Below are 12,819 nucleotides of genomic sequence, written 5' to 3'. Positions count from 1 at the left end.
ACACTCATGACGTCGTCGCAACGTCCCGCGCCCGGTGACGAACTGGCGCTGCTGAAGGCGGAGTTCGCGACCGCGTTCGAGGGCGGGTCGGACGTGTGGCGCTCGGCGCTGGGCGGCGCCGTGTGCGTGGCCGGTCCCGAGGCGGCCCGCGCGGTGATGGGAAACCGGCACGGCGTCGTCGCGGACACCTCCGACTTCTACCACCACCGGCACGGCGTCTTCGGACCGCGCCCGGCACAGATCACGATCGGCCGCGCCGCCCGGAGCCTGATGCAGCGTCATCTCCAGGCCCGGCGCGCCGACCTGCCGGGGCTGGTCGCCGGGCGGCTGGCGCCGCGCAGCGAGTGGCCGGACGCCGGCAACCTGCTCGTCCTGGAGCACCTGCGCGACGTGCTGCTGCACCCGGACGCCCCGCCCCGCCTGCACCGGACGGTGGAGGCGATCGTCGCCCGTTCGGTGCTGGCAGGCGCCAGGCAGCGCCGCTCCGCCCCGTCCCGGCTGCTGTTCCGGCGCCGTGCGCTGCACGCCCTGCACACCGAAGTACGGGCGAGGCAGCGCGCGGCCCGGCCGCTCGACCACCCGGCGGGCCCGCGCGACCTCCTCGACGTCGTCGTCGGCGGGAGCGGCCCGGCCGGGCATCCGGACGAACTCGTCGAGGTCTACCTCTCCTTCCTGTTCGCCGTGGCCGGCTCGATCGGGTTCGCGCTCGGCTGGTCGGTCCTGCTGCTGGGCACGCACCCGGACCGGGCCGCCGCGGACCCGGGCCGGACCGTCCGCGAGGCCCTGCGGCTGTGGCCGGTGGCGTGGCTGTTCGCCCGTACCCCGAGCCGCGCGCAGGAGCTGGGCGGCACGCCGGTCACGCCCCGGGACCCGCTGATGGTCTGCAGCTACCTGGTGCACCGGCACCCCGGGCACTGGGAGCGGCCCGACGAGTTCGTCCCGGAGCGCTGGGCCGCGGGCACGCCCGACGGGGCGTACCTGCCGTTCGGCCTCGGTCCGCACACCTGTGCCGGCGCGACCGTCACCGTACGGCTGCTGGAGGACCTGGTCGGCCTCCTCACCCGTGACTGGCGGGTGTCGGTCACCTCTGACGGCGGCGGGCCCCAGGTGGGTCCGGCGCTGGCTCCGCCGCGGTTCACCGCGGTGCTGAGCCGTCCCGACGGCTGTCCCGAGAGGAGGTGAACCAGCATGCGCGCGCTGTACCTCAAGACGAAGTCGGTCCTCAACGTCCGACGCACGTACGGGCAGTTCTGGTACCTGTACCACCACATCTGACCGGCCCGCGCGGGGAGGCGACAGCCGGTCGGCTCCCCGCGCTCCCACGAGGGGAACGCTCACGATGACCACCCCGCAGCACCCCGAGGACTTCCTGAGTTCCATGCGGCTGCGCAGCGCCCAGGAGGACGGGATCTTCTGGGTCGACGACCAGCGGCTCGGGGTCTTCGAGCCGGAGGCGGCCCGCAGGGTCAGCGCCGTCAACTGGCAGCGGTACGTGATGCACGACCGGCTGGTCGACATGGTGCGCCGGCGGCGCAGCCCCGAGATGCGGTGGAGCCGGATCCGCTCCGCCTGGATGACCCGGCTGCACGCGCTCGCGACGGCGGAGCAGCACGGCCTGCTGATCGAGCGCATGGAGCGGGTGCTGGACGCGCGGACCGGGCAGGACACCGACCTGACCATGCTGATGCAGGACGTGGCGCTGCGGTCGCTGCTGCCCGTCGCGCTCGGCGGGCTCACCGACGGCGAGGCGGACCTGGTCCGCCGGGACCTGGAGATGAAGCTGGCGCGACTGGTGTCGCCCGCGCCGGGCGGCGTCCTGCACCACCTGCGGCACGTCGCCGTCCAGGTGCGGGCCGGGCTGGTGGTGCGCCGGGTGCTGCGGCAGCGGGCCCGGGGCCGGCGCGGGCGCGAGCCCGACCTCGCCGACCCGTTCGTGGACCTGCTGCCGGAGCTCGGCATGGACCGCGCCCTGGACGTGGTGACCACCGTCCTCACCGCCATCGGCGGGCCGCCCGGCACCGCCGCCGCGAGCGTCCTGTACGAGTTCGTACGGCAGCCGGAGTGGCGGCGCCGGCTCGAGGCCGAGCTGGGCGCGGTGGACCCGGTGGAGTTCCGTACGGCACCCACCAGGGCGGCCCCGGTCACCCACCGGTTCGTGAAGGAGGTGCTGCGGATGTGGAGCCCGCCGCTACTGCTGGTGCGCCGCTCCACGTTCGCGTTCGACCTGGGGACGACCCGGCTGGAGCCGGGGCAGTGGTACCTGCTGAGCCCGCACCTGATCCACCGTGACGAACGGGTGTGGAAGCAGCCCGACGTCTTCGACCCGGACCGCTTCTTGCCGGGCGCGCCGCACGGCCCTGCCGACCGGAGCTGTTACGTGCCGTTCGGCTGGGCGCCGAAGAAGTGCATCGGCGCGAACATCGCCGTGGTCCAGCTGATGGCCCTGTGCCACCTGCTGTGCACCCGCTACCGGCTGACCGTGGACCGCCCGGAGGCGATCACCATGGCTCTCCGGTTCGCGCCGGTACCGGAGAACTTCCGGGGGCGACTGGTCCTGCGGTGAGCATGTCGTCCGCGGCGCCGTCGTGGCTGGTCGCGCCCACGCGGCGGCAGCCGCACATCGAATACAGCCGCGCGCCCCTTTGGGGCGCTGCGAAAAGGCTCAGCCGGGAAGCGGGCCAGGGCGCACGGTGAGGTCGTTGATCTCCGCGTCCCTCGGCAGGTCCAGGGCGGCCAGGATCGTGGTCGCCACCGACTCCGGGTCGATCCAGCGCGCCGGGTCGTACTCCTTGCCCTCCTGCTGGTGGACCTTGGCCTGCATCGGGCTCGCCGTGCGGCCCGGGTAGACCGAGGTGACGCGGACGCCGTTGCCGTGTTCCTCGGCGCGGACGGAGTCGGCCAGGGCCTTCAGGCCGTGCTTGGAGGCCGCGTACGCCGACCAGCCCGCGTGCGCGTTGAGTCCCGCGCCGGAGTTCACGAACAGCACGTGGCCGCGGGCGGCGCGGAGCTGGGGCAGGAAGTGCCGGGTCAGCTCGGCCGGTGCGATCAGGTTGACGTTGAGCTGGTGGCGCCAGGACTTCGGGGTCAGCTCGCCGACCTCGCCCAGGTCGACGACGCCGGCGATGTGCAGCAGCGAGTCCACCCGGTCCGGGAGGGTCTGGTGGGAGAAGGCCCAGGAGAGCTTGTCCGGGTCCGCCAGGTCGCCGACCAGGGTGCGGGCGCCGGGGAACCCGGCGGCCAGTTCCTTCGCGCGGCCCGCGTCGCGCGCGTGCAGTACGACGTCGTCCCCGCGCGCGTGCAGGCGGCGGGCCACCGCGGCGCCGATGCCGGAACCGGCGCCGGTGATCACATGAGTTGCCATGGGGCCATGCTCGCATCAGCCGGTGCTGCGGCCCGTCTCCAGGTACGCGAGCGCCTCGGCGGGTTCCTCGGCGAAGAACATCAGCTCCGCCAGGGGGCGGGGCAGGAAGCCCTCCGCCTCCATGCGGTGGAACTGTTCCTTCAGGCCGTCGTAGAAGCCGGCGGTGTTCAGCAGGACGACGGGCTTGTCGGTGCGGCCGTGCTTCTTCAGCTCCAGGATCTCGGTGGCCTCGTCGAGGGTGCCGGTGCCGCCGACCATGATGACCACGGCGTCGGCCTTCTCCAGGAGCAGTCGCTTGCGCTCGGCGAGGTCGGCGGCGACGACCATCTCGTCGGCGCCGGGTCGGGCCTTGTTGGCAAGGAAGCCGACGGAGACGCCGATCAGCTTGCCGCCGGCTTCCTGGACGCCGTCGGCGACGACCTTCATGAGGCCGACGTTGGAGCCTCCCCAGACCAGGGAGTGGCCGGCCTTGCCGATGAGTTTCGCGAAGTCGCGGGCGGGGCGGGTGTAGCGGTCGTCCAGGTCGGCGGCGGAGAGGAAGACGCAGATTCGCATGCGGTCAGGGTAGGACCCGTGGTGCGGCGGGTGCGGGTGCGTGGGGGCTGGTCGCGCCCACGCGGCGGCAGCCGCTCATCGAATACAGCCCCGCGCCCCTTAGAAGCAGGGCGCTTGCGCACCGGGCGGGAACAAGTGAGCCTCCGTCGGCGTCACCCTTACATGGCCTCTGGACACACGATCACCATCGAGCAGTCCCAGCAGCACGTCCGTGTCACGCACGGGGACCTCGTCCTCGCCGAGAGCGATCGGCCTCTCGTGCTGCGTGAGACCGGGTCGCCCGTGCGTTACTACATCCCCGCCGAGGACGTCCGTCTGGACCTCCTCACGCCCTCCGAGACGCACACCGTCTGCCCCTTCAAGGGGACCGCGTCCTACTGGTCCCTGCCGGACGCGCCGGACCTGGTCTGGGCGTATCCCGAGCCGAAGGCGGATGTCGCCCAGATCAAGGACCACCTCTGCTTCTACGAGGTCGACGTCACCGGCTGACGCCGGACCGTCGAGGCGATCGTCGCCGAGCCGACGACGCGGGTGTCGTCGTACAGGACGATCGCCTGGCCGGGGGCGACGCCGCGGACCGGTTCGGTGAACGTGACGTGCAGTTCGCCGGCGACCAGCTCGGCGCTCACCTCGGTCTCGCCGCCGTGGGCGCGGAGCTGGGCGGTGTAGACGCCGGGGGCGGTGGGGGCGGTGCCGCACCAGCGGGGCTTGATCGCGGTGAGGCCGGTGACGTCGAGGGCGGCGGCCGGGCCGACCGTCACCGTGTTGTCCACCGGCGAGATGTCGAGGACGTAGCGGGGCTTGCCGTCGGCGGCGGGGTGGCCGATGCGCAGGCCCTTGCGCTGGCCGATGGTGAAGCCGTAGGCGCCCTCGTGGGTGCCGACCTTGGTGCCGGACTCGTCGACGATGTCGCCCTCGGCCTTGCCGAGGCGCTTCGCGAGGAAGCCCTGGGTGTCGCCGTCGGCGATGAAGCAGATGTCGTGCGAGTCGGGCTTCTTGGCGACCGCGAGGCCCCGGCGCTCGGCCTCGGCGCGGATCTCGTCCTTGGTGGTGAGGGTGTCGCCGAGCGGGAAGAGGGCGTGGGCGAGCTGCCGCTCGTCCAGGACGCCGAGCACGTACGACTGGTCCTTCGCCATGTCGGAGGCGCGGTGCAGCTCGCGGGAGCCGTCGGGGAGCGTCACGATCTTCGCGTAGTGGCCGGTGCAGACGGCGTCGAAGCCGAGCGCGAGGGCCTTGTCCAGCAGGGCCGCGAACTTGATCTTCTCGTTGCAGCGCAGGCACGGGTTGGGGGTGCGGCCGGCCTCGTACTCGGCGACGAAGTCCTCGACGACGTCCTCGCGGAACCGGTCGGCGAGGTCCCAGACGTAGAACGGGATGCCGATGACGTCGGCGGCGCGACGGGCGTCGCGGGAGTCCTCGATGGTGCAACAGCCCCGGGCGCCCGTGCGGAAGGATTGCGGGTTCGCGGAGAGCGCGAGGTGGACGCCGGTGACGTCGTGGCCGGCCTCGGCCGCGCGGGCGGCGGCGACGGCGGAGTCCACGCCGCCCGACATGGCGGCGAGGACGCGGAGGGGGCGGGTGCGCTGCGGGGTGTCAGTCATAGCCCCTCCAGGGTACGGGGGCGCGGGAACCGGGGCGCGCGAGTATCCGTTGGGGATCGCATGGGGGCGAATCAGGCAGTGGCGGGTGACGGTGACCGCAGGCTCGGGCGGCGGGCGCTGCTGGTCGGCGGGGCGGCCGCGGCCGCGGGCACGGTGGCGCTGACCAGGGACGAGCTGGCGCGGCTGTACTGGCGGCTGCCGGGGGTGCGCAAGGCGCGGGTGGCGGGCGCGGTGGACTTCAAGGGGGCGCGCTGGGTGGCGGCGTCCCCGGCGAACTACCGGACGGCGGACCGGCCGTCCGACTACCCGGTCGACCGGGTGGTCGTCCACGTCACCCAGGGCGGCTACGCGAGCGCGGTGCAGGCCTTCCAGGATCCGGCGCACCAGGCGGCGGCGCACTACATCGTGCGCAAGGACGGGCGGATCACCCAGCTGGTCCGCGAGCTGGACGTGGCGTTCCACGCGGGGAACAGGTCGTACAACGAGCGCAGCGTCGGGATCGAGCACGAGGGGTTCGTGGACCGCCCGGAGGACTTCACGGACGCGATGTACGCGGCCTCGGCGCGGCTGACGGCCGCGATATGCCGGCGGTACGGCATGGCCGTGGACCGCGAGCACGTGATCGGGCACGTGGAGGTGCCGGGGACGGATCACACCGACCCGGGAAAGCACTGGGACTGGGATCGCTACATGGGGCTTGTTCGGCGCGTCGGACAGGCCTGACCCCCGGTTCCACCTGTGACTCAATCGTTATCCTGTGTCTGTGCTGCACGCGGTCTGTGTCCGTTGCGTCCCGCACCCGGGGCGCCAGCTGCGGCTGCTCAACTCGGCCCTTTTTCAAGGAAGTTAAGCATTACCAGCGTTCACGGCCGCCTCACAGTCCGGCGGGTTCGCTCCTAACTTCGCCTCAGATTTCACACAGTCCCCAGGTCAAACATCCGGGGCCATGACCCACACCACAGATCCCGCCTCCGGGGCGGACAGGAACGAAGAGCAGGTCACCGGCGGCAGGCGCCGGCGCGCCAAGGGCACGCAGCCCGCCAAGGCGGAGCACTCGAAGGCGGAGCGCGTCACGGACGCCGAGCACTCCAGGGAGGGGACGGCCAAGCGCGGCAAGGGAGTTCACCGGCGGAAGTTCCTCGGCGGCATGGCCGGCGTCGGTCTGGGCGCCGTCGCCGCGGCCGGTTCCACCTTCGCCCTCCTGACCGACGCGAACGGCAACAAGGCGGGCGCGGCGACCAACACCGCCACCCTGAGCATCCCCGACCTCCTGGAGGGCACCACCTCCGACAGCACCACCACCTTCACCCTGGAGGCGAAGACCGGCAGCGCCGAGGTGCTCAGCGGCGTCACCAGCACCACCGCCGGCTACAACCAGTCGTTCCTCGGCCCCACCATGAAGTGGACCAAGGGCAACGTCAACGTCCTCAACATCACCAACAGCCTGGGCGAGGACACCACGGTCCACTTCCACGGCGCGCACGTCCCGGCCAAGATGGACGGCGGTCCCCAGGTCGCGTTCTCCGACGGGGACACCTGGTCGCCGACCTTCACGGTCAAGGACGAGCCGATGACGCTCTGGTACCACCCGCACGCGCTGGGCACCACGGCGAAGCAGGCGGTGCACGGCCTGGCCGGCATGATCATCGTCGACGACAGCGACAACACCACCAGCGCCGCGCTGCCCACCACCTACGGCACGGACGACATCCCGCTGATCTTCCAGTCCCTGGCCGTGGACGACGCCGGCGACATCAAGTACGACGTCACCGGCTATCTGGCCGCCACGCAGTTCCCGCTGCTGGTCAACGGCACCAACGTCGACGACACCACCCTCACCTTCACCGCGACCAAGACCCGGACCCGGTTCCGGCTGCTCAACGCCTCACCGTCGGACATCATCGTCATCCAGCGCAGCGACGGCGGCACGATGACGCAGATCGCCAGCGACCAGGGCTACCTGGCCGAGGCGGCGGACGTGACCACGATCCGGCTGGTGGCCGGCGCCCGCGCCGAGATGGTCATGGATATGTCGGACGACGTCACCCTCCAGGCGGTCATCACCACCGGCTGGATCCGCGGCGGCAGCGGCACGTACGACTTCCTGGCCGTCACCGCGAGCGGCACCGACTCGCCGGACGACCTGCCCACCTCGCTGCGGACCATCGACCGGTACGACACCAGTGACTTCACCGCCCGCACGATCACCCTCGGCAACAACGGCGGCACCATGCTGATCAACGGCTCCGCGGGGACGAGCATGTCCTCGATGGCCATGATCAGCACCACGCTGGGGTCCAAGGAGATCTGGACGATCAAGAACAGCACACAGCTGGAGCACTCGTTCCATCTGCACGACGTGCCCTACCAGTTGATCTCCATCAACGGAGCGGATCCGACCGGCGTCCAGCTCGGCTGGTACGACACCTACGAGGTGGTCGGCGGCGGCTCCATCGAGATCGCCATGGAGTTCACGGACTTCTCCGACGACACGTACATGTACATGCTCCACTGCCATCTGCTGCAGCACGAAGACGAGGGCATGATGGCGTCCCTCATGGTCACGGACAGCTAGCCGCCGCCCGGGCCTCCTGAGCAGGCTGCCGCCGGCAGTGGAAGTGCCGGCGGCAGCCGTTCGCGTCGGTGAAGGTGTACTGGACCTCGACACCCTCCTTGTCCTCGCGGACGTCCTCGCGCACCAGCGCACCCGTGAGCGAGTAGGGGCCCTCGGTGACCTCGGCGATGAGGCTGCAGACGCCGGAGGAGGCGTCGCCGGTGGCGGTGGTGGAGGCGTCGGAGCCGGTCTCCGAGGTGGTCGTGTCGGCGGAGGCGAGGCCCGCGGCCATCAGCCCGCCGGCCGCGGCCATGGTGGCGCCGCCGATCAGCACGCGCCGCCGTTTCATGGTGTTGTCCATCCGGTGGCGGCCGCCTGCCTCGGTGGCGGAGTCGTCGGAGGAAAGGGGCTCGGGGGTCTGCCCGGAGCCAGAGGCATTGTCCGTCATGTCAGCAGAACCTACGGACCGAGCTGAGGTCAGCCATGGCCGCGCACCGTGGGGTCGCTGCGGAAGAACCCGTCAAGTTGCGCATGATGGACCGCAGTTGGGACCAACTCCGCGTGTCGGGGAGGGCTGCGGGGAGCCGTCCGCTACGACAGTCCGGCGGCCCGCGCCCGCTCCACCGCCGGTCCGATCGCCTTCGCGACCGCCTCGACGTCGGCCTGGGTGGAGGTGTGGCCGAGCGAGAAGCGCAGGGTGCCGCGGGCCAGGTCCGGGTCGGTGCCGGTGGCCAGCAGGACATGGCTCGGCTGGGCGACCCCGGCGGTGCACGCGGAGCCCGTCGAGCACTCGATGCCCTGGGCGTCCAGCAGCAGGAGCAGCGAGTCGCCCTCGCAGCCGGGGAAGGTGAAGTGCGCGTTGGCGGGCAGGCGGTCCACCGGGTCGCCGCCCAGGATCGCGTTCGGTACGGCCGTACGGACGGCGTCGATCAGCGCGTCGCGCAGGGCGCCGATCTCCCGGGCGAACCACTCGCGGCGCTCGGCGGCGAGCCGCCCCGCCACCGCGAACGAGGCGATCGCCGGGACGTCGAGGGTGCCGGAGCGGACGTGCCGCTCCTGGCCGCCGCCGTGCAGGACCGGCACGGGGGTGTGCTCACGGCCGAGGAGCAGGGCACCGATGCCGTACGGGCCACCGACCTTGTGGCCGGAGACGGTCATCGCGGCGAGGCCGGAGGAGCCGAAGTCCACCGGCACCTGGCCGAAGGCCTGGACCGCGTCGGCGTGCAGCGGGATGCCGAACCCGTTGGTCACGGCGGCTAGTTCGCGGACCGGCAGGACCGTGCCGATCTCGTTGTTGGCCCACATGACGGTGGCGAGGGCCACGTCGTCCGGGTTGCGCTCGATCGCCTCGCGCAGCGCCTCGGGGTGGACCCGGCCGTAGGTGTCGACGGGGAGGTACTCCACCGTCGCGCCCTCGTGTTCGCCGAGCCAGTGGACGGCGTCCAGGACCGCGTGATGTTCGACGGGGCTGGCGAGCACCCGGGTGCGGGCCGGGTCGGCGTCGCGGCGGGACCAGTAGAGGCCCTTGACCGCGAGGTTGTCGGCCTCGGTGCCGCCGGAGGTGAAGACGACCTCGCTGGGGCGGGCGCCGAGCGCTTCCGCGAGGGTCTCCCTGGATTCCTCGACCGTGCGGCGGGCCTTGCGGCCGGAGGCGTGCAGGGAGGACGCGTTGCCGGTGACGCGGAGGGCGGCGGTGAGTGCTTCCACCGCTTCCGGGAGCATCGGGGTCGTGGCTGCGTGGTCGAGGTAGGCCATGGTGGGTCGATTCTACGGGGGGCGGGGTAAGGGTCGCCTAGCCGCCGTAGGTGGCCTGTGCCGGTGTGCGGGTGCCGGTGGTTCCTGGCCGGTCGCGCAGTTCCCCGCGCCCCTGAAGGGGCGCCCCCGCGAACGGCGCTTCAGAGATCACGTCTACAGGCTCCAGGAGATCGTGTTCGACGCCTCCACCGCGATCGCCAGGACCGCGAGGTCGGCGACACCCAGGGCCAGGCCCAGGTACGCGCGGCCCTTGCGGGCGGTGCGGCGCCACAGGGAGACCAGGGCCAGGATGATCGCGATCGGGCCCAGGAACAGGTTCAGGACCAGGAGGCCGAGGAGACCGAGGATGAAGGAGGCGACGGCCATGCCGTCGGCGTCGCGGGTGCCGGTGCGGGTCTCGGGGCGGGGGTTGGCCGGGGCGGTGAGTTGCATCATGCTCAGCTCCTCAAGCGAGCGGGGACGGAAGGTCAGTTGGTCGGGGTGTGGCGGCGGCGGGCGAGGCGCTCGCGGGCTGCGAAGCCGGCCAGCCAGACGACGATCACGGCGGCGAGTCCTGCGGTGACGTCGAGCGGCGCGTGGGCCACGGTGCCCAGCACCACGCCGAGCAGCATGAGTGCGGCGACGAGGAACAGCATGGGGTCGATCCCCCTCCGTTACATTTGGGTGAACGGTTGTAGTAACAGTTGTTCACTGACTTCGAGTCTAGCAACTCGCACGGCTTTTCAATTCCGGAGAACAGTTGTTAACTGGATGACATGAGTCACACCCTCGGCATCCGACAGGCCCAGAAGCAGAAGACCCGCCAGGCCTTCCTGGACGCGGCGCTCGCCCTGCTGGAGGAGCAGAGCCTGAGCAGCCTGGGACTGCGCGAGGTCACCCGGGCCGTGGGCGTCGCCCCGACCGCCTTCTACCGGCACTTCCGCTCCACCGCCGACCTCGGCGTCGCCCTCGTCGACGAGGCGCTGGGCAGCCTGCATCCGATGGTCCGCACCACGGTCGCGACGGCCGGCGCGGAGCGCATCACCCGGGCCGTGCAGCTGATCGCCGACCACGTGGCCGCGCACCCGGCGCACGTCCGGTTCATCGCCCGGGAGCGGCACGGCGGGGTACAGCCGGTGCGGGAGGCGATACGGGCCCAGCTCGCCCGGTTCGCCGAGGAGGTCAAGACCGAGCTGGCCAAGGACCCCGAGGCCGAGGGGTGGAACGACGACGACCTGCTGATGCTCGCCCACCTCTACGTGGACCAGATGCTCATCACCGCCTCCCTCTTCCTGGAGACCTTGGAGTCCGCGGAGTCGCCGGAGTCCGCGGAGTCGCCGGAGTGCCCGGAGCCCTCGGAGGCGCAGCGGCAGCGCGTCGTCCAGGTCGCCACCCGGCAGCTGCGGCTGATCAGCCTCGGCCGGCAGCACTGGCTGGACCAGGAGCCGTGACGCACAGGGGCGGCGCGTCCGTCCGCCGGACGCGCCGCCCCTGTCGTACGACCCCTGCGGTCAGCTCTTCGTCGCCTGCGCGGTCGGCGCGCCGCTGGGAGCCGCGCCGCCGGCACCGGGGCCGCCCTGACCACCGCCGCAGCCGCCCATGCCGCCGCCGGGGCCGCCCTGGCCGCCGCCCGGCGCACCGCTCGGCATGCCGGTGGGGGTACCGGTCGGCTTGGCGGTGGAGTTGCCGGTCGGGGCGCCGCTGGGCCTGCCCGAGGCGTTGCCGGTGGGCATGCCGGACGGAGCCTGACAGGACTGCGACTGACCGGAGTTGCCGCTGCCGGAGGACGACGAGTCGCCCGAACCGCCGCACGCGGTCAGCAGCAGCGGGGACAGCGCGAGCAGAGCCACGGCGGGGACGAGACGTACACGCTTCATGAGAGACAACTCCATTGAGGATGAGGGAGTCCTGAGGAGTGGCACTCAATCAACGGCGCTTAAGGCCTTCTTGGGCCCGCACTGTTCGCCGCCTGTCAACGAGGTAAAGCGCTTCCCAAGAGGCAGCGCTGACCTGGCAGTTCACGCTGAGGCCGCACCTACTCGCTGGTACACGCCCGTGACAGAACGAGGTACCCGCTGTCGAAACGGTGACACGCCGGTCCGGGGCCGGGCTCAGCCGAGCCGGACCCGGGCCAGCTGGCGGGACTGGGCCACCAGGCGGTCCTCGGTGTCCCAGACCTCCGCGTCCTCCTCGAGGAAGCCGCCGGCCAGGTTGCGGGTGGTGATGGAGACGCGCAGCGGGCCCGGGGCGGGGCGGTGGCGGACGTGGACGGTGAGTTCGACCGTGGGGACCCAGCCCTTGAGGCCGATCTCGAACGCGGTGGGCGGCAGCGCGTCCACCGCCAGGAGGAGGGAGAGCGGGTCCGCGTCACGGCCGTCCGCGAGGCCGAACCAGGAGCGCATCTCGCCCTTGCCGGAGGGCGCGCCGAGAGCCCAGCCGAGGGTGGCCGGGTCCAGCTTGAGCATCAGGCGCTCGGTGATGGCGGAGCTGCCGTCGACCGGCGCCGGACCGTCCTCCGGGCCGAAGCAGTGCTCCATGGGCGGAAAGGCGGGCGGGGTCGCCGTCGTACGGACGTCGTCGGGGAGGGTGGCGAGGTCGCCGTAGGCGGCGAGGACGCGGATGCGTTCGACCTCGTTGCCCTCGTCGTCGTACTGGAAGAGCGAGGCCTGGCCGGTGGAGAGGGTGCGGCCGGTGCGGACGGTGTCCGTGCGGATCACGGCCGGGCCCGGCTGGGACGCGGTCAGGTAGTGCGCCGAGACGGTGAACGGGTCCGGGTGCGGGAGCGTGTCCGCGAGCGCCCGGCCGAGCACGGCAAGGAGATAGCCGCCGTTCACGGCACTGATGATGGTCCAGCCGGCCGAGAGGTCGATGTCGTAGACGCCGGGAGCTCGCCGGATGACCGCGGTGTCGCGGTCGAACTCGCTGTCACCGATCACGGCCCGCGTTGATGCTGCTTCTGGCATGCCTGAACAGTACAAGAAGTGATTACTAAGCGGTAGCTTTTGTGATCCACG

The 12,819-nt window shown here is 71.8% G+C and carries 15 protein-coding genes; 6 read left to right on the top strand and 9 right to left on the bottom strand.

What is annotated here, in order from left to right; translation table 11 throughout:
- Positions 1-6: 6 nt before the first annotated feature.
- Positions 7-1,182: a cytochrome P450 gene (locus ACFY6U_RS22040; RefSeq protein WP_390040644.1), complete on the top strand. Its 1,176-nt coding sequence runs from the start codon at positions 7-9 to the stop codon at positions 1,180-1,182.
- Positions 1,183-1,339: 157 nt separating this feature from the next.
- Positions 1,340-2,563 (top strand): cytochrome P450, encoded by a 1,224-nt coding sequence (locus ACFY6U_RS22035; protein ID WP_390040642.1) that lies wholly within the window; start codon positions 1,340-1,342, stop codon positions 2,561-2,563.
- A 99-nt stretch (positions 2,564-2,662) separates the two neighbouring features.
- Here ACFY6U_RS22035 and ACFY6U_RS22030 read toward each other — a convergent pair whose 3' ends face one another.
- Positions 2,663-3,361: an SDR family oxidoreductase gene (locus ACFY6U_RS22030; protein WP_390040640.1), complete on the bottom strand. Its 699-nt coding sequence runs from the start codon at positions 3,359-3,361 to the stop codon at positions 2,663-2,665.
- A gap of 15 nt (positions 3,362-3,376) precedes the next feature.
- On the bottom strand, positions 3,377-3,916 hold the full coding sequence (locus ACFY6U_RS22025; RefSeq protein ID WP_390040638.1) for a TIGR00730 family Rossman fold protein: 540 nt from the start codon (positions 3,914-3,916) through the stop codon (positions 3,377-3,379).
- A 162-nt stretch (positions 3,917-4,078) separates the two neighbouring features.
- Here ACFY6U_RS22025 and ACFY6U_RS22020 point away from each other — a divergent pair, with 162 nt between their 5' ends.
- Positions 4,079-4,405: a DUF427 domain-containing protein gene (locus tag ACFY6U_RS22020; protein WP_388924662.1), complete on the top strand. Its 327-nt coding sequence runs from the start codon at positions 4,079-4,081 to the stop codon at positions 4,403-4,405.
- Here ACFY6U_RS22020 and mnmA read toward each other — a convergent pair.
- Positions 4,381-5,517 carry a tRNA 2-thiouridine(34) synthase MnmA gene (mnmA, locus tag ACFY6U_RS22015; RefSeq protein WP_390040636.1) on the bottom strand — a complete coding sequence of 379 codons (1,137 nt, stop codon included), beginning with the start codon at positions 5,515-5,517 and terminating at the stop codon, positions 4,381-4,383. The two genes, ACFY6U_RS22020 and mnmA, sit on opposite strands and share 25 nt — an antisense overlap.
- Positions 5,518-5,577: 60 nt before the next feature.
- Between mnmA and ACFY6U_RS22010 the strand changes: the two genes are divergently transcribed.
- Both ACFY6U_RS22010 and ACFY6U_RS22005 read left to right on the top strand, forming a co-directional pair.
- Positions 5,578-6,240, top strand: a complete 663-nt coding sequence (locus tag ACFY6U_RS22010; protein WP_390040634.1) for an N-acetylmuramoyl-L-alanine amidase — start codon at positions 5,578-5,580, stop codon at positions 6,238-6,240.
- Positions 6,241-6,463: 223 nt separating this feature from the next.
- The gene (locus ACFY6U_RS22005) at positions 6,464-8,092 is read left to right on the top strand and encodes a multicopper oxidase family protein (protein ID WP_390040632.1); all 1,629 of its coding nucleotides are present in this window, start codon (positions 6,464-6,466) and stop codon (positions 8,090-8,092) included.
- Here the strand turns inward: ACFY6U_RS22005 and ACFY6U_RS22000 are convergent.
- From ACFY6U_RS22000 to ACFY6U_RS21985, 4 genes are all read right to left on the bottom strand, one after another.
- Positions 8,079-8,519: a hypothetical protein gene (locus tag ACFY6U_RS22000; protein ID WP_390040630.1), complete on the bottom strand. Its 441-nt coding sequence runs from the start codon at positions 8,517-8,519 to the stop codon at positions 8,079-8,081. The two genes, ACFY6U_RS22005 and ACFY6U_RS22000, sit on opposite strands and share 14 nt — an antisense overlap.
- A 143-nt stretch (positions 8,520-8,662) precedes the next feature.
- Positions 8,663-9,826, bottom strand: coding sequence for a cysteine desulfurase family protein (locus ACFY6U_RS21995; RefSeq protein WP_390040629.1), 1,164 nt, complete (start codon positions 9,824-9,826; stop codon positions 8,663-8,665).
- Positions 9,827-9,979: 153 nt separating this feature from the next.
- A complete protein-coding gene (locus ACFY6U_RS21990) occupies positions 9,980-10,258 on the bottom strand; it encodes a DUF4190 domain-containing protein (RefSeq protein ID WP_390041116.1) in 279 nt (92 codons plus the stop codon).
- A gap of 35 nt (positions 10,259-10,293) precedes the next feature.
- On the bottom strand, positions 10,294-10,461 hold the full coding sequence (locus ACFY6U_RS21985) for a hypothetical protein (protein ID WP_390040627.1): 168 nt from the start codon (positions 10,459-10,461) through the stop codon (positions 10,294-10,296).
- A 120-nt stretch (positions 10,462-10,581) separates the two neighbouring features.
- Here ACFY6U_RS21985 and ACFY6U_RS21980 point away from each other — a divergent pair, with 120 nt between their 5' ends.
- Complete coding sequence (locus tag ACFY6U_RS21980) at positions 10,582-11,256, top strand: TetR family transcriptional regulator (RefSeq protein ID WP_390040625.1); 675 nt, start codon at positions 10,582-10,584, stop codon at positions 11,254-11,256.
- A gap of 60 nt (positions 11,257-11,316) precedes the next feature.
- Here ACFY6U_RS21980 and ACFY6U_RS21975 read toward each other — a convergent pair whose 3' ends face one another.
- The gene (locus ACFY6U_RS21975; RefSeq protein WP_390040623.1) at positions 11,317-11,682 is read right to left on the bottom strand and encodes a hypothetical protein; all 366 of its coding nucleotides are present in this window, start codon (positions 11,680-11,682) and stop codon (positions 11,317-11,319) included.
- A gap of 234 nt (positions 11,683-11,916) precedes the next feature.
- Positions 11,917-12,768 carry a thioesterase family protein gene (locus ACFY6U_RS21970; RefSeq protein WP_390040621.1) on the bottom strand — a complete coding sequence of 284 codons (852 nt, stop codon included), beginning with the start codon at positions 12,766-12,768 and terminating at the stop codon, positions 11,917-11,919.
- Positions 12,769-12,819 lie beyond the last annotated feature (51 nt).

It is taken from the genome of Streptomyces sp. NPDC013157, from assembly GCF_042899865.1.
GTDB lineage: Bacteria > Actinomycetota > Actinomycetes > Streptomycetales > Streptomycetaceae > Streptomyces.
This window is presented reverse-complemented; position numbering and strand designations above follow the sequence as displayed.